Annotated in this window: 11 protein-coding genes; 2 read left to right on the plus strand and 9 right to left on the minus strand. The window is 71.8% G+C overall.

Annotation, left to right across the window (positions count from 1 at the left end; all coding sequences use genetic code 11):
• Positions 1-2: 2 nt before the first annotated feature.
• A complete protein-coding gene (gene gltB / locus ABD331_RS12405) occupies positions 3-4,508 on the minus strand; it encodes a glutamate synthase large subunit (protein WP_344473852.1) in 4,506 nt (1,501 codons plus the stop codon).
• 258 nt (positions 4,509-4,766) lie between these two features.
• Here gltB and ABD331_RS12410 point away from each other — a divergent pair, with 258 nt between their 5' ends.
• Positions 4,767-6,551, plus strand: a complete 1,785-nt coding sequence (locus ABD331_RS12410) for a bis-aminopropyl spermidine synthase family protein (RefSeq protein ID WP_344473854.1) — start codon at positions 4,767-4,769, stop codon at positions 6,549-6,551.
• Positions 6,552-6,577: 26 nt separating this feature from the next.
• On the opposite strand, the gene ABD331_RS12415 is transcribed toward ABD331_RS12410, so the two are convergent.
• The 3 genes from ABD331_RS12415 to ABD331_RS12425 all read right to left on the minus strand — a co-directional run bounded on the left by ABD331_RS12415 (position 6,578) and on the right by ABD331_RS12425 (position 8,490).
• Positions 6,578-7,147 (minus strand): hypothetical protein, encoded by a 570-nt coding sequence (locus ABD331_RS12415; protein WP_344473856.1) that lies wholly within the window; start codon positions 7,145-7,147, stop codon positions 6,578-6,580.
• A gap of 270 nt (positions 7,148-7,417) precedes the next feature.
• Positions 7,418-8,128: a hypothetical protein gene (locus tag ABD331_RS12420; RefSeq protein WP_344473859.1), complete on the minus strand. Its 711-nt coding sequence runs from the start codon at positions 8,126-8,128 to the stop codon at positions 7,418-7,420.
• Positions 8,128-8,490: a hypothetical protein gene (locus ABD331_RS12425; protein WP_344473860.1), complete on the minus strand. Its 363-nt coding sequence runs from the start codon at positions 8,488-8,490 to the stop codon at positions 8,128-8,130. Before ABD331_RS12425 ends, ABD331_RS12420 begins: the two co-directional genes overlap by 1 nt.
• A gap of 511 nt (positions 8,491-9,001) precedes the next feature.
• On the opposite strand from ABD331_RS12425, the gene ABD331_RS12430 reads away from it, so the two are divergent.
• Entirely contained in the window at positions 9,002-9,724 is a 723-nt protein-coding gene (locus ABD331_RS12430; protein ID WP_344473861.1) for a hypothetical protein, read from the plus strand.
• Between the two features lie 53 nt (positions 9,725-9,777).
• Here the strand turns inward: ABD331_RS12430 and ABD331_RS12435 are convergent, their stop codons facing one another.
• The 5 genes from ABD331_RS12435 to ABD331_RS12455 all read right to left on the minus strand — a co-directional run bounded on the left by ABD331_RS12435 (position 9,778) and on the right by ABD331_RS12455 (position 16,417).
• Complete coding sequence (locus tag ABD331_RS12435; RefSeq protein ID WP_344473862.1) at positions 9,778-9,921, minus strand: hypothetical protein; 144 nt, start codon at positions 9,919-9,921, stop codon at positions 9,778-9,780.
• On the minus strand, positions 9,918-11,024 hold the full coding sequence (gene lgt, locus ABD331_RS12440) for a prolipoprotein diacylglyceryl transferase (protein ID WP_344473864.1): 1,107 nt from the start codon (positions 11,022-11,024) through the stop codon (positions 9,918-9,920). The genes ABD331_RS12435 and lgt overlap by 4 nt, the downstream gene beginning before the upstream one ends.
• Before the next feature lie 26 nt (positions 11,025-11,050).
• On the minus strand, positions 11,051-11,815 hold the full coding sequence (locus ABD331_RS12445; RefSeq protein WP_344473866.1) for a DsbA family protein: 765 nt from the start codon (positions 11,813-11,815) through the stop codon (positions 11,051-11,053).
• Positions 11,815-12,291, minus strand: a complete 477-nt coding sequence (locus ABD331_RS12450) for a MauE/DoxX family redox-associated membrane protein (protein WP_344473868.1) — start codon at positions 12,289-12,291, stop codon at positions 11,815-11,817. Before ABD331_RS12450 ends, ABD331_RS12445 begins: the two co-directional genes overlap by 1 nt.
• 274 nt (positions 12,292-12,565) lie before the next feature.
• Entirely contained in the window at positions 12,566-16,417 is a 3,852-nt protein-coding gene (locus ABD331_RS12455; RefSeq protein WP_344473870.1) for an endo-alpha-N-acetylgalactosaminidase family protein, read from the minus strand.
• Positions 16,418-16,470: the final 53 nt, after the last annotated feature.

A 16,470-nucleotide genomic window follows, 5' to 3' on the forward strand; every position in this document is an offset into this window, starting at 1 on the left:
CCTTAGCCCTTGACCGCGGCCGCCATGACGGCCTCGTCGATGTCCCTGCCTTCGATGCGGGCGGCCTCGGCGGCCTCCAGCACCCTCTTGTAGTCGGTCGGCATGATCTTGCCGAACCGGCCGAGCGCCGCGTCCCAGTCGGCGAGCAGCGCCTTGGCGACCGGCGAGCCGGTCTCCGCGAAGTGCTTCTCGACGGTCTCCTTGAGGAACTCGGCGTCCTGCTCGGTGAGCGCCTCGATGGCGACCATCTCGCGGTTGACCCGCTCGGGCTTGAGGTCCAGCAGGTACGCGATGCCGCCCGACATGCCGGCCGCGAAGTTGCGCCCGGTCTGGCCGAGCACCACGACCTTGCCACCGGTCATGTACTCGCAGCCGTGGTCGCCCACGCCCTCGACGACCGCGGTGGCGCCGGAGTTGCGCACGCAGAACCGCTCGCCCACGACGCCCCTGACGAACACCTCGCCGGACGTGGCGCCGTACAGGGCGACGTTGCCGGCGATGATGTGGCCGTCGAGCGGGGCCTCGTCGTGCGGCCGGACGGTGACCCACCCGCCGGACAGGCCCTTGCCGAGGTAGTCGTTGGCGTCGCCGGTCAGCCGCAGCGTGATCCCGCGCGGCACGAACGCGCCGAACGAGTTGCCCGCCGAGCCGGTGAACGAGATGTCGATCGTGTTGTCGGGCAGGCCCTTGCCGCCGTACCGCTTGGTGACCTGGTAGCCGAGCATGGTGCCGACCGTGCGGTTCACGTTGCGGATGGGCAGCTCCAGCGTGACCGGGGTGCCGCCGTTGATGGCGCCCTCGGCGAGCTGGATGAGCGTGTTGTCCAGCGCGTGCTGCAGCCCGTGGTCCTGCTCGACCGTGCGGCGCAGCGGGGTGCCCGCGGGCAGCTCCGGCTGGTGCAGGATCGGCGACAGGTCGAGGCCGCTGGCCTTCCAGTGGTTCTCGGCCGCCGTCATGTCGAGCATCTCGACGTGCCCGATGGCCTCGTCGAGCGAGCGGAAGCCCAGCTCGGCGAGGTACTCGCGGATCTCCTCGGCGATGAACTCGAAGAAGTTGACCACGAACTCGGGCTTGCCGGTGAAGCGCTTGCGCAGCTCGGGGTTCTGCGTGGCGACGCCCACCGGGCAGGTGTCGAGGTGGCAGACGCGCATCATCACGCAGCCGGAGACGACCAGCGGAGCGGTGGCGAAGCCGTACTCCTCGGCGCCCAGCAGCGCGGCGATGACGACGTCGCGGCCGGTCTTGAGCTGGCCGTCCACCTGGACGACGATGCGGTCGCGCAGGTCGTTCAGCAGCAGCGTCTGCTGGGTCTCGGCCAGGCCGAGCTCCCAGGGGGCGCCCGCGTGCTTGAGCGACGTCAGCGGCGAGGCGCCGGTGCCGCCGTCGTGCCCGGAGATGAGCACCACGTCGGCGTGCGCCTTGGACACGCCTGCCGCGACCGTGCCGACACCGACCTCGGCGACCAGCTTCACGTGGACCCTGGACTCCGGGTTGGAGTTCTTCAGGTCGTGGATGAGCTGGGCCAGGTCCTCGATCGAGTAGATGTCGTGGTGCGGCGGCGGCGAGATGAGGCCGACGCCGGGCGTGGAGTGCCGGGTCTTGGCGACCCACGGGTAGACCTTGTGGCCGGGGAGCTGGCCGCCCTCGCCGGGCTTGGCGCCCTGGGCCATCTTGATCTGCAGGTCGTCGGCGTTGACCAGGTACTCGGAGGTGACGCCGAACCGGCCGGAGGCCACCTGCTTGATCGCCGACCGGCGGGCCGGGTCGTACAGGCGCTCGGGGTCCTCGCCGCCCTCGCCGGTGTTGGACTTGCCGCCGAGCCGGTTCATCGCGATGGCGAGCGTCTCGTGCGCCTCCATCGAGATGGAGCCGTACGACATCGCGCCGGTGGAGAACCGCTTGACGATGCTCTCGACGGGCTCGACCTCGTCGATCGGGATCGGCTCGCCCTTGCGCAGCTTGAACAGGCCGCGCAGGGTCATCAGCCGCTCCGACTGGGAGTCCACGAGGTTCGTGTACTCCTTGAAGATCTCGTAGCGGCGGGTCCTGGTGGCGTGCTGCAGCTTGAAGACGGTCTCGGGGTTGAACAGGTGCGGCTCGCCCTCGCGCCGCCACTGGTACTCGCCGCCGACCTGGAGCCTGCGGTGGGGGTTCTCCGCGCGCGGGTAGGCGTGGCGGTGCCGCTGCGCGACCTCCTCGGCCAGCACGTCGAAGCCGACGCCGCCGAGGCGGGAGGTGGTGCCGATGAAGCAGGAGTCGATGACCTCCTGGCTCAGGCCCAGCGCCTCGAAGATCTGCGAGCCGGTGTAGGAGGCCACCGTGGACACGCCCATCTTGGACATGACCTTGATGACGCCCTTGCCGTACGCCTTGATCAGGTTGCGCACGGCCTTGCGCTTGTCGAGCTGGAGGACGCCGGTGTCGACCAGGTCCTCGATCGTCTCGATCGCCAGGTACGGGTTGATCGCCCCCGCGCCGTAGCCGATCAGCAGCGCCATGTGGTGGCACTCGCGGGCCTCGGCCGTCTCGATGACCAGGCCGATCTTGGTGCGGGTCTTCTCCTGGATCAGGTGGTGGTGCACCGCGCCGGTGAGCAGCAGCGCCGGGATCGGCGCGAGCGCGTCGGAGGAGCCGCGGTCGGACAGCACGATGATGCGCGCGCCGTCGGCGATCGCCTTGGACGCCTCGGTCCTGATCTCCTCCAGGCGGCGCAGCAGCGCCTCGCCGCCGCCGGCGACCTCGAACAGGCCGCTGATGACGTACGGGTGGAAGCCCGGCAGGTCGTGCTCGTCGTTGATGTGGATGATCTTGGCGAGCTCGTCGTTGTCGATCACCGGGTAGGGCAGCACGAGCTGGCGGCAGGAGCTGGGCCCCGGGTCCAGCAGGTTGCCCTCCGGCCCGATGGTGCTGGCCAGAGAGGTGACCAGCTCCTCGCGGATGGCGTCCAGCGGCGGGTTGGTGACCTGCGCGAACAGTTGCGTGAAGTAGTCGAACAGCAGGCGCGGCTTCTCGCTCAGCACCGCGACGGGCGTGTCGGTGCCCATCGAGCCGATCGGCTCCTGGCCGGTCTTGGCCATCGGCGACAGGATGATGCGCAGCTCTTCCTCGGTGTAGCCGAAGGTCTGCTGCCGCTTGACGAGCGCCTCGTGGGTGGGGATCTCCCGCCGGCGGGTCGGCAGCTCCTCGAAGCGGACGAGGCCGGCGTGCAGCCAGTCGTTGTACGGCAGCTCGGCGGCGAGCTCGGCCTTGATCTCGTCGTCCTCGATGATCTTGCCGCGGGCGGTGTCGATGAGGAACATGCGGCCCGGCTGCAGGCGGCCCTTGCGGACCACGTCCTCGGGCTTGATGTCCAGCACGCCGGCCTCGGAGGCGAGCACGACCAGGCCGTCGGCGGTCACCCAGAAGCGCCCGGGGCGCAGGCCGTTGCGGTCGAGCACGGCGCCGGCCAGGGTGCCGTCGGTGAAGGTGATCGAGGCGGGGCCGTCCCAGGCCTCCATCATCGTGGAGTGGAACTCGTAGAAGGCCCGGCGCGCCGGGTCCATCTCGGTGTGGTTCTCCCACGCCTCGGGGATCATCATGAGGACGGCGTGCGGCAGGCTCCGGCCGCCGATGTGCAGCAGCTCCAGGGCCTCGTCGAAGCTGGCGGTGTCGCTGCCGTCCGGGTCACAGATGGGGAAAAGTCGCGAAATATCGCCCGGGATGTGGGCGGAGGCCAGCATCGCCTCGCGGGCCCGCATCCAGTTGCGGTTGCCCTTGACCGTGTTGATCTCGCCGTTGTGGGCGATGTAACGGTACGGGTGAGCCAGCGGCCAGCTCGGGAACGTGTTGGTGGAGAAGCGCGAGTGCACCAGCGCGATCGCGGTCTCGTAACGCTCGTCGCTCAGGTCGGGGAAGAACGGCTCGACCTGGTCGGGCGTGAGCATGCCCTTGTAGACGATCGTCCTGGACGACAGCGAGGGGAAGTACACGTCGGCCTCGTGCTCGGCCCGCTTGCGCAGGCAGAACGCGAGCCGGTCCAGCTCCAGCCCCGTGCGGCCCTCCGGGTCGGACACGAAGAGCTGGGCGAAGTGCGGCATGACCGCCCGGGCGCTCGGCCCCGGCAGCTCCCGGTCGACCGGCGTCTCGCGCCAGCCGAGCACGGTCAGGCCCTCCTCGGCCGCGATCTCCTCGATCAGGCGCGTCGCGACGCTCCTGGCCTCGGCGTCGAACGGCAGGAAGGCGATGCCGGCGGCGTACGCACCGGCCTCGGGCAGCGTGAACGGCACGACAGCCCGGTAGAACCCATCGGGGATCTGCGTCAGGATCCCGGCTCCGTCGCCGGTGTCCGGCTCGCTACCCTTGGCCCCCCGGTGATCAAGATTGCACAGCGCCGTCAGCGCCTTGACCACGATGCCGTGACCACGGCGCCCGGCGACGTCGGCAACCATGGCGACACCGCAGGCATCGTGCTCGTTGGCGGGGTGGTACAGGCCCTGGGGCTCGGGGAACCCGAGGTGGGCAGCAGGCATTGAATCCCTCCCGTCGTCTTCGTCTGTCTAGAACTGCTCTACAGGCGGGGACGACGTTGGCCCTGCTGCATATCGTGGGTAGAGATTACCTCACCCTGCCGGAATGGTGCCCGCCGCGTCCGCATTACGAACTTTTGCGCCCATCTCGACATCCGAACTCCCTATCCCAAACCCTGGGCGTGGCCACCGAAATTCCCGATCCACGCTGCGATTTCCGCCAGAGGGAGCGAGTCCCCGCGAGCCGATAGGGTTTGGGCCATGGAGCGTGACGGGGTCGAGCGCCTGCTCACCGAGGCGGGGGCCGACAGCAGGCGGCTGAGGCACGCCCTGAGCCTGCTGTGCGACGGCCAATGGTGGACGTTGCCGGAACTGGTCAGGGATACGGCCACGTCCCGGCGCACCATCGAGGCCCTGCTGCGCGAGCTGCCGCTGGAACGCGACGGCGACCGCTTCCGCGTCCCCCTCACCAGCACCCCCGCCTACCAGGACCTCATCGCCGTCGCCCCACCCCCTGAAAACCCGGTCGCCCACCTCCTGCCCCACTACGGCCCCGCCCTCGACCGCCTCACCACGCTCATCGCCAAGGCGCCGCGCGCCCGCCACGTCCTCGACCACGTCTCTGCCACGCCCGAGACCGTGCTGCGCAGAGCGCTGCTGCTGGGAGCCCGCTTCTGGCTGCCCGGCTCGCGCCTGCTGTGCGTGGGCGACCACGACCTGACGTCGCTGGCGGTCAAACTCGTCCACCCCGCGACCGACGTGACCGTCGTCGACGTGGACGAGCGCATCCTGGCCTACCTCGACGAGCAGCGGCTCGGCGTCCGCACCCGCTGGGCCGACCTGCGCCTCGGCCTGCCCGCCTCGGCCCGCGACCACGACCTCGCCCTCACCGACCCGCCCTACACGCCTGAGGGCACGGGGCTGTTCGTGGCGCGCGCCCTTGAGGGGCTGAAGGAGGGGGGGCGGGTGCTGCTGGCGTACGGGGCCAGTGAGCGTACGCCGTTGCTGGCGTTCAAGGTGCAGCAGGAGTTGTCCGAGCTCAACCTTGCCTACGAAGCGATTTATCCGGACTTCAATCGGTACTTCGGGGCTGAGGCCATCGGGTCTGCCGCCGATCTCTACATCCTGCGGCCAACCAGCAAGACCCGGCCGGCCGTGCAGTCGCGGCTGAGCCGCCAGGCCACGGCCATCTACACCCAGGGGCCGCAGGCGGTGGAAAGCGCGCTCGGCGCGACCCCTGCGACGGGGCCTGCGGCGAACTCTGCGCCGGGCCCTGCGACGGGCGCCAAGACGGCGGCCACGCAAGCGGGCAGCGCGGCGGGCACCGAGACGACGGGCCCCCGGGCGGCAGGCACACCGGCGAGCACCCAGACGGCGGGCGATCGGACGGCGGGCACACCGGCGGACAGCGCGACGGGCACCGAAACGGCGGGCACGCAAGCGGGCGCGGGAGCGGGCGCCGGGGTGGCGGGTCCTGTGGTGGAGGTGCTAGCCGGATTTGAGGCTGAGCTACTCGTGGGCGACTGGCCCAAATCCTTCACCCAGCCCAGGGTCAAGCTCTCGACCTGGCTCGCCAAGCCCTACGCCGCCGCCCCGTCCCGGGTGGCGGTGGCCGTCCCGGCAGGCCTGGAGGCCGCACTCCCCCGCCTCCTGCTCGCCTCCCGCGCCACCCAACTCCGCGTCACAGGCCCGGGGCTCCCGTCGCGCCTGCCCGCCGCCCTGTCGGCCGTCTACGCGGTGGCGGAGGCGCGCGAGGGCGTGCTGGACGTCGTACGCCTGCCGCAACCCGAGGGCGACGTGGACGTGGTGCTGCGCAGGATCCTGGACAACGGGCACGGCAAGCTGGCCAACACGTGGCGGGAGGGCCTCATCGCGCTCGCCAGGGCGCAGGGAACGACGCTGACCAAGAACGAGGCCCGCACCCTGATCCGGGAGGCGGCCGACTGGTCGGACGACCTGACGCCGCTGGACGCGCCCCTGCACCGCCTGACCGGCCTCCGGGACGCGGTCGCCACCACGGTCAAGTCCCTGACCGCCACCATCTGAGCCAGGGCCTGACCAGCGGGAGCGGGTCAGATGGCGGCGATGATGCGGCCCTGGACCACTTTGCCCAGCCCGTCGAGGGCCACCAGCGCCGTGACCAGATCCTCGGCGGGCGCGGCATCCTCGGCGGGCGCGGCGCCGCCCACCCAGCTCACCGTCACGTAATGCCCCATGGCCCGCGCCTGCGCCCGGCTGCCCGCGGCGTCGAACGCGATGTCCTGCCGCACGAACCCATCCGTGCGCAGCGCCGCCACCAGCGCGTCGGCCGCCCGACCGTCCCCGAGGTTGAAGATGACGAACTGACCCGCCACTCCCCCGCCCTGGTACGTGGCCTGCAGCGCCTGCGTGCACCCCGACGCCGTGGCGCCCGAGAGCACCTCGTCGCAGTCGGTGAACTCGCGGGTCGCCGCCAGGTTCATGGTGCCCAGCGTCCGGGTGGCCTGGGTGAAGACCTCCTGGAGGGTCAGCGGGGCGGCGTCGTCGCGGCGGTCGTCGATGGCGGAGTAGAAGGCGGACGTGGGCTCGGCGTGGAAGGTGGCGGGGCGGGGCTGCTCGCGTCCCAGCCACCACCATCCGCCCGCCCCGACGGCCGCCAGCACGAGGACGACGGCGGCGGCGATGGCGAGGAGGCGGAACTTCGGGCGTCCGTCCCGCTCCTCGTCCCAGGCGTCGCCGGCCAGGGTGCCGGAGGCGGCGTCGTCGGAGGCGGGGCGGTCAGAGCCGGGACGGTCAGAGCCAGGACGGTCAGAGCCAGGACGGTCAGAGCCAGGACGGTCAGAGCCAGGACGGTCAGAGCCGGTATGGCCGGAGCCGGGGTGGTCGGAGGCGGGGGTCGTCGGGGGGCGTCGCCTCGGTGCGGGCGCGTGGCATCAGGAGGCCGATCCCGTGATCGCGACGACGCGCCGGTAGACGGCCTTCTCCGCTCCGCGCAGCGCCAGCGTGAGCGAGACGAAGTCGTCCTTGGTGGTGGGTTCCGTGCCGTCCACCTTGCCGAGCCACACCATGCCGACGTAGTGGCCCAGCGCGTAGCCGCCCGCCTCCGAGTAGCCGCCGCCGGGGAAGGAGGCCTTGGTGGAGGTGAGGGGGTTCGCCCAGCCGCCACGGTAAAGGGTCTTCAATGACTCGACCAGCTCGGCCGCCGACTTGCCGTCCTTGAGGTTGAGTAGCGTGTACTGGCCGACGTACCGGCCGTCGGAGCTGGCGTACAGGCCCCGGGCGGCCTGGGTGCAGCCCGCGGCCGAGACCCGTTCGAGGAGGGTGCCGCCCCACAGCGCGGCCGAGCAGTCGGCGTCGAGCTGCTTGGCGACGAGCTTCAGCTTGAGCTTCTTGGTGACGGCGAGCTCGCTCTGGCTGAAGACCTCCTTCTCGGTCAGGGCCTTCGCGTCCTTCGTGCGCTCCGCGAGGGGGTCGAACAGCTTGGGCGAGCCCCACCCATGAAACACCTGCGGCACCGCCGCGTCGGGGCCCAGCACGGCGGCGCCCGCCTGGCGTTCCGGTGCGTACGTGCCCAGGTTGACGATGGCCGCCACCAGGCCCGTCCCGCCTGCCAGCACGGCCACGACCGTGACGATGATGACCATCAGCCGTTGCTGCTCCGGGCGGAAACCCCAGTCGGTGAGCAGGGGGAGCTGCCAGTCGGAGCGTGGGGTCCGGCGCCGCTTCCTGGACGCTGACGCCGTCTGATCGGCGCCGTCGCCCCTTCCCGCACCGTCGTCCCGTGCCGCACCGTCGTCCCGCCCGCCACCATCGCGCCGCGCAACGCCGTCTCGCCGCCCGCCGCCATCGTGCCGCGCAACACCATCGTGCTGCCCAGCGCCGTCGTGCCGCCCAGCGCCGTCGTGCCGCCCGCCGCCATCGCGCCGTGCAGCGCCATCGAGCCACTCGCCGCCATCGTGCGCAGCGCCGTTGTCCCTTCCCGCGCCGTTGTCTCTCCCCGCGCCATCGCGCCTGCCCGCGCCGTTGTCGCGGGCGGCGGCGTCGGCTCTGCGGGATCCACGGCCTCTGCCGGACGTGTCGCCCTGCGAGGGTTCGCCGGGCCATCCGGATGCGTCGGCCCGGCTGGTTCCGTCGGCCCAGCCGGTCGCGTCGGCCCGGGCGGTCGCGTCGGTGCCGCGGGGAGTGTCGGTGCTGAAGCCGTCCCTGTGTGACGATCGGCCGCCGCTGGGCTGGGCCTTTCTGGCCGACCGTACGTGGGGAAGGTCCTTCGGCGGCCAGGTGCCATCGTCGGCGTCTCCCGCCAGCCAGCCCCCCTCGGCGTCCGCCTCCAGCCAGCCCGCCTCGGCGCCACGCGCTCCCGCCCGGCCGCTGCTGTCGGTGCCCGCCGCCTGCCAGTCGACGCTGACCGGCTCCGCGGAGTGCCCGCCACGTGAGCGGGCCGCCCTCCGGCTGCTACGGCTCCCGGACGACCTCCTGCCGCCCTCGCCCTCGGCCCCGGACCGGCCACCGCCGGACGCATGCCAGCCACCGCCGTCCGTGCCTCCCGCAGGCTGGCCACCACCAGCGCCACCACCAGCGCCACCACCACCATGCACGCCGGCCGCAGACTCGTGCGCACCGGCCACAAACTGACCGCCATGCGCACCGGCCGCAGGCTGCCCACCGTGCACACTGGCCGCAGAGTGACCGCCCTGGGGACCGGCCACAGGAGGCCCACCATGCGCACCAGCCACACCGCCATGCGCACCAGCAGCAGGCCAGCCACCGCCGTCCGTGCCACCGCCAGCGTGCCCACCGCTAACGTGACCACCACCGGCAGCGTAACCACCAGGGCCGGCATGCCCACCGGCAGCGTGACCACCACCGCCGGCATGCCCACCGTCAGCGTGACCGCCGCCAGCAGTGTGACCACCGGCAGCATGGCCGCCACCGGCCACGGGCCAGCCGTTGATGTCGGTGCCGCCCACCCCGTGATCGCTCCCGGCACGCGCCACAGGCCACCCGCTGATGTCCGTGCCGCCCACGGACTGGCCACCGGCCGCGGGCCAGCCGCCCGCGTCGGTGCCGGAAGCCCGCCGACCACCCGAAGAATCGGTGGCCGACCAGCCGTCATGCCCCTGAGCCTGGAACCCACGCCCGTCCGTGCCGGGCGTGTGGAAGCCGTCGGCGGCGGGAAAGCCCTGGCCGTCGGTGGCGTGGGACCCCGGAGCGCCCGGCTGGGCCCCCCGGGAACGCCCTGAACGGTCGCCGTTCGACCGCCCGCCCGAACCGGACGGGCCTCTGCGCCGAGCCATCACAGCCCCGCCGCACCGGACGCGGCACCCGCGATGAGCGCGAAGCTCGACACCAGGCCGTCCATCGCGCCGGACACCGGGGGCCGTGACCGGCCTCCGGTGACGTCACGACGTAGGTGGTGGATCTCCGCGCGACCGTTCATCGCGAGTTCTTCTCCTTCGACACGGGTTCGGCATCGGAAAGGTCAGCTTGGTCGCCGACCTGGGGATCCTCGGCGGGATCGGCGGCATCGGCGTGATCGGTGGGATCAGCAGAATCGGCGGGAGCCTCGGCCTTGGGCGCGTCCGGATCCGGGGCAGATTTTCCTGATGCCTCGCCCTCGGGCGTGTCGCCGCCGGAGGACCCGGAGGACTCGCCGGACTCGCCGGAGTCGGCCGGGTCGGCGGATTCCGCGCCGGGCTCGTAGTGGGCCGACGGCGGGACGACGATCTCCACGCCCGTCTTGTTCCTGGTCGCCCAGAAGTACACCACCGCGCCGATGAACAGCACGATCGACGTCCACTGGTTGAGCCGCAGCCCGAGGAACTCGACCGCGTGGTCCACGCCGCCGACCGGGTCGATGCGCAGGCCCTCGATCCAGAAGCGGCCGAGCGTGTAGCCGGCGACGTAGAGCGCGAACAGCCGCCCGTGGTGCAGCGCGAGGCGGCGGCCCAGGTAGATGAGCGCGAAGCCGAGCCCGACGTCCCACAGCGACTCGTACAGGAACGTCGGGTGGTAGAGGACGCCGGGCTCGCCGCCGTGGTCGACGTCGATCTCCAGGCCCCACGGCAGCGTGGTCGGCGAGCCGTACAGCTCCTGGTTGAACCAGTTGCCCCAGCGGCCGATGGCCTGCGCGAAGGCGATGCCCGGCGCGATCGTGTCGGCGAGCGCGGTCATGGACAGGCCGCGCCTGCGCGCGGCCCACCAGACGCCGACGCCGCCGAGCGCGATCGCGCCCCAGATGCCGAGGCCGCCCTCCCAGATGTACAGGGCCTGGATGGGCTCCTTGATCGCACGGCTGCCGAAGTAGGTCTGCCAGTCGGTGATGACGTGGTAGAGCCGGCCGCCGATCAGGCCGAAGATGACCGCGGGGACCGCGATGTCGATGATGGTCCCCGGCTGGCCACCGCGGGCGCGCCAGCGGCGCTCGCTCAGCCAGACGGCGACGACGACGCCGAGCACGATGCATAGCGCATAAGCCCGGATCGGGATGATTCCGAGATACCAGACCCCTTGGGAAGGGCTGGGAATCGAGGCAAGGGGCATGTCAGGTGAGGGTAGCGGAAGCGAGGCTACTTGGCGGCCCCGGAAATCTCATCGCGCAGTTGCGACGGGCTGAACAGTACCTGATTGTCTATTTCTGTGCCGTTCAATTTCACTGTCGGCGTGTGGTCGAGCTTCTGCTCGGTGCTGATCTTCTTGCTGTACGCGAGGTGCGCGTCGGCGTTCTTGCCCGAGGTCACGCACTGGTCGAAGTCGGGCGAGGTGACCCCGGCCTCCTTGCCCCACTGCTTGAGCTGGTCGACCTTGAAGCCCTCCTCGGTCTCGGAGGGCTGGTTGGCGAAGAGCAGGTCGTGGAAGGCGAGCCACTGCTTGCCGTCGGCGACGCACCGGGCGGCGTTGGCGGCGCGCACGGAGTTGGACTTGGTCGGCTCCTGGGAGAAGATCGTGATCGGGTGGAAGACGACCTTGGCCTTGCCCTCGGCGGCGAGGTTCTTGAAGGTCTGGCCGCTGACGCGCTCGAGCTCCTTGCAGGCCGGGCACTGGAAGTCCTCGTAGATGTCGACCACCGGCCCGGTGACGCCGCTCTGGGCCATCACGGCGGTGCCGTCGGCCTGCACGGTGACGGGGGCGAGGGCGCCGGAGGCCTCCTCGGAGCGGGAGATGCTGGCGGCGTACCACCAGCCGAGCCCGACCGCGGCCACCGCGACCGCGCCGGCGGTGATGTAGGTCACCGTCTTGCGGCGCTTCTCCCGCGCTCGCTGCTCGGCCTGCTGGGCCTTGATCTTGTCGCGTGCCGACTGCGACTTCGTCTTCGTACGCTCGCCCTTGCTCATCAGTCGTCCCCCTCGTCCTCTTCCTGAGTGTCGCCCCCGAGCCCGAGGGCCCCGTCGAGCGCGAAGCGGCCCGGCGGGAAACGCGCGACCCACGCGCCGAGCAGCACGAGGCCGAAGTCGCGCACGATGTCGAGCAGGTAGGTCGGCTCCTGCCCTGCCCCGAGCTGGCCGCCGCCGCCGAAGCAGCCGCAGTCGATCCGCAGGCCCTTCGCCCACGCCCAGCCGATGCCGAACACGAACGCGAACATGAGCAGCGCGGCGATCACCGCGGCCACCCTGGTCAGCAGACCGACGACCAGCAGCACGCCGACCACGATCTCCAGGATCGGCAGGGCGTAGCCCACCGCGACGGCGATCGATTCAGGCAGCAACTGGTAGGCCTTGACCGCCACGACGGAGTCGGCCGGGTTACCGATCTTGAGCGCACCCGCCGCGATCAGCACCCCGCCCAGCACCACCCGGGCGACGGTCGTCACCCAGGGTATCGCCGATCTCGCCCAAGGTGACGGTAGTGACGCGGCCACAAGCGTTCTCCTCTTTCTCTGCGCCGGAATGCGCACAGTACCGGGCTTCCATCGGATCACGGGCCGGATAAGCGTCAGCTAAGCGAGTTTTCCGCACGCGAGCTGGGAGGATTGCCGCACAAGGCCACTCACGCGCAGGGGGTCGCGCACGCACAAGGCCACTCCCGCGCAGGAGGTCGCGCACCCACAAGGCCACTCCCGCGCAGGCGGTCGCGCACAAGGCCACTCAGGCGCAGCGGAACAGGGCCGCTCCCCAGTCGGCGTGGTCGTTGCCGATGCCGTCCCCGCCGTCGCCGGCGACGAGGTCCACATGGCGGGCTCCGTTCAGGTCGGCGCTCAGCTCGTACGCCGCGTCGGCCGCCCGCAGCACCGGGCTGCGCGCCTTCTCCACCCCGTCGGCCACCACGCGGAACTCCACGGACCCGCGCGTCGCCTGCACGTCGTCAACACCCACGAAGGCCGTGAACGCCGTACACCGCCCTCCGAGGTGGAAACGCACCGTGGCGGGCGCGTGCGTGCCCAGCCCCTTGGCGTACGCCTGCCCGCCGATGACGATCGGCCCGCCGTCCGACGGCCCGGTGTCGCCGTTGGACCGGTCACGCTCCACCGGGCCCCAGCCGTTGTCCGCGCTGACCCACTCCAGGTCACTGGCGTAGGCGTCGGCAGCGGGCGGCGGCGGCAGCGTGCGCACGGAGGCGGCGGCGGTCAGTGTCCTGGCCGCGCCGCCCGCCGTGTAGGTGACGGTGGCGGCCAGCTCGTACGTGCCGTACGCCGCATCGGCGGGCGGCGTGACCCGCCACGTCGTGGCCAGTCGCCCGCCGGGCTGCACGGGCCCGCCGCCGTCGCCCTCCGCCGTCCAGCCCTCGGGCACGCCGAGCCGCACCGCCACGTCCTCGGCCGTCACGTCTTCGAGGTTCGTGAACGTGACGGTGACCTCGTTAACGGCTCCTTGCTCGAACGCCGGCGAGGCGGGCGTCACCTCCAGTGTCCCGCACGCCTGCGCGTCAGGCGCGGGCCCGAGGTCGGTGACGGCGAAGTCGTCCAGGACGAAGTCGGCCCCGGCAAGCTCCGGCCGGAGCGAGCGCAGCCCCACCCACACGTCGCCGCACCCGGCCACGACCCGCTCGCTGAACCGGGCGGTCCCGCGCTGCTCGGGGATGGGCGTGCGGCGCGTCTCCACGCTCGCGCCGCCCTGGTCGTAGCCGGTGACCCACTGGTAGGTGCCCGCCAGCGCGTTCTGATAGGCGAACGACACCTCGTAGGCGTGCCCCGGCTCGAACAGCGCGGTCTGCGGCACCGTCCGGTAGATCAGGCCCTGCCGCTCCTCGTGCGCCTTCAGCGACCAGTCGCCGTTCAGCACGTCGTCCACCGTCTTGCCGTTCCACCCGGCCTGCGTGTACGGCTCGTGCCGCTCGGCCAGGTGGGTGCGCGCGTCGAACGACCCGCCCGCGTCCCCCTTCACGAACGGTCCCCAGCCCGGCTCCACCGACTCGAACGTCTCCACGTCAGTGGCCGGCTCGCGCTCGAAGACGCGCACGTCGTCCACCCGCACCTCCCCCTCCGCCGCCGCGGCCGTGACCCGCAGCAGGGTGGACGGGGACGCCGCGGTGAACGTCACCTTGACCCGCTGGAAGAAGGTGTCGTGCTTCTCGTCGGAGGCGATGTGGTTCCTGGCGGTGGAGCGCCGCACGGTCACGGCCTGCCCGCCCGCCTCCAGCGTGGTCGCGCGCGTCGCGCCCGGCTGGACCTCGACGAACGCGGACGCCGTGTAGGTGCGGCCGGGTCGCAGGCCCCGCAGCGGCTGCTCAAGCCGCGCCTGCGCGCCCGCCCCGAGCAGCGCCACCCGCCGCCCCAGGGCGTCGCGCTCCACGCTCACAGGCCCGCTGACGCTCCAGCCGCCGAGCCGGTCGTCGTTGAAGCCGGGATCGCGCACGCCACTCCCCTGCCCCCAGCCGGGGTCGGCCTGCCGGGGCGCCCTGCCGGGGTACAGGACGTAAGGGACGCCCGCCTTGGCCGTCAGCGTGATCTTCCCGCCCGACGGGGTGACGGTGCCCGCGGGGACGCGGCCCTGGTCGGTGAGCTCGTACACGCTCATCGCCCGGTCGGCCGCCCACGTGGTCTCGCCGCCCGCCGGGTTGTAGTGGTAGAGGCGGCCCTTCCAGGGCAGCAGGTACGTGCCGCCGTCGAGCACCTTGCGCCCGCCGGCGAACAGCTCTCGCCTGCCGTCCCGGTACGTGCCGCGCACGCCGCCGGTGAACACGATCTCGTCGGCGTTCCAGTCGAGGATCCGCTGCTGCTGGAGGAACTTGGCGGGCAGGTTGTGCTCCCAGATGTTGCGGGAGAACGCGGTGAAGTCGTTCTCCGCCGTCCAGCCCTCGAACTCGACGATGCGGGCGTTGCCCAGGATCGGGTGGGCGTTCCAGACGTCCTTCTCGTGGTTGCGGATGAAGCGGATGAGCTGCGAGTTGAGCCCCTTGTTGGTGACGCCGCCGTAGTTGAGGTCGTTGGCCCAGTGTGACCACAGCGACGAGCGTTCCAGCTTGTCCGACCACTCCGTGGTCACCTGCCAGCCCTGCGCGCGCAGCTCGGCCAGGGTGCGGTCGGCGACCCAGCCGAAGGGCCTGAACACGTCCACGTACAGCACCGCGAGGTTCCTGTCCGTCTCGGCGCGCAGCCGCGCGAACCGATCGGCCAGCGTGCCTCTGGTCAGGTCGCCGCGCTGGTCGATGAGGTAGGCCTGGTCGAGCCAGTTCCAGCCCTTGGCGTCCTTGTTGACGAGCCGCTCGTCGAAGCTCCTGGCCTCCGGGTAGGCCTCGGTGGCGTTGACGTGCACGCCGAACGCGGCGTTCCACGCCCTGCCGGTCCTGAGCAGCGTGTTCAGGTCCTCGAGGCCGCCGGCGCGGCGGTTGTGGTTGCCGCCGTAGTCGGGGTGCGCGGAGTCGTGCCCCTCCGACTGGTAGCCCTTGAGCAGGGCGAGCTGGCCGAGCCCGTCGGTGGACAGCGCGATGCGCTTGACGTCGTCCAGCGTGCGCAGGAACGGGTGCGTGGCCTGGCTGGAGAAGTTGAACGGGATGTGCGTGACCACCCGGTCCCTGGTCTCGTCCGCGCCCAGCGCCTTGGTCGCGATGCTTCTGAACGCGATCGCGCCGTCCTGCCAGTCGAGCGTGCCGTCGCCGTTCGCCTCGGGCGTGACCACGACCTTCGCCCACGGGCGCGCGTCGGTGAACGGCGAGCCGCTGGCGCGGTGGGTCCACTGGCCGCTCCAGACGCCCACCCGCATCGTGCCGTCCTGGTCCTTCCTGGCCTGGTGCCAGAGCCTGGCGGCGTCCCTGTCGGTCGCGCCGGAGGGCTGGTCGTAGGTGGAGTTCGTCTCGACGGCGGCGGCCAGGCGGTCGGTGTGCACGATCGCGTACGTCGCCCCGACCGGCGTCTCCTCCGCCGCCGTCTCCTGGGTGACCCGGGCGAAGACGTCGGCGGTGCGGGTGGAGTTCGGGTCCAGGCGGGTGAACGCGGTGGCCGCGCCCGGCTGCGCGCCCGACACGGACACCAGGTCGTGGCCGGGCAGGTCGATGGTGGTGACCCTGAACGCGTCGGTGTCGCGCACCTCGTCGATCGAGAAGGTCGTCACCCTGCCCTCGACCCCGATGCTCGCCGACAGGGTCACGCCGTCGCCGACGTCCAGCCGGTAGCGGGCCTTCGCGCCGTCGTTGCCGGTCAGCCGCGCCTCGGCGGGCCTCGGCCGGCCGTTCAGCACGACGGCGGGCACGCCGGTGCTGCCGCCGAGCGTGGCGCCGCTCGGCAGGTCGGTGTAGCCGAGGACGCGCGGGAAGGCCGGGTCCAGCTCCACGCGCAGGGCCGCCGACGCGATCACGACCGGCTCCGCCACCCGCGCGGGCGTGGGCGGCAGGTTCTGGGCGGTGGGGGCAGGCGGCGGCGCGCCGGTGGGCCGGGGCTCCGGCGACGGCAGCTCGTAGGTGGGGGCAGGCGCGGGAGTGGGCGGATCCTGCCCGGCCGCCTGCTCAGGGGGTGTGTAGGTGGCCGCGAGGGTGAGGGCTGCCACGAGCAAGAGGGGACGCATGACCCGTCCTTTCGGGACCGTCTGACATAGACGGTAAAGCGCGGCCCCCCGTT

It is taken from the genome of Nonomuraea monospora (assembly GCF_039531895.1).
Classification (GTDB): Bacteria; Actinomycetota; Actinomycetes; order Streptosporangiales; family Streptosporangiaceae; genus Nonomuraea; species Nonomuraea monospora.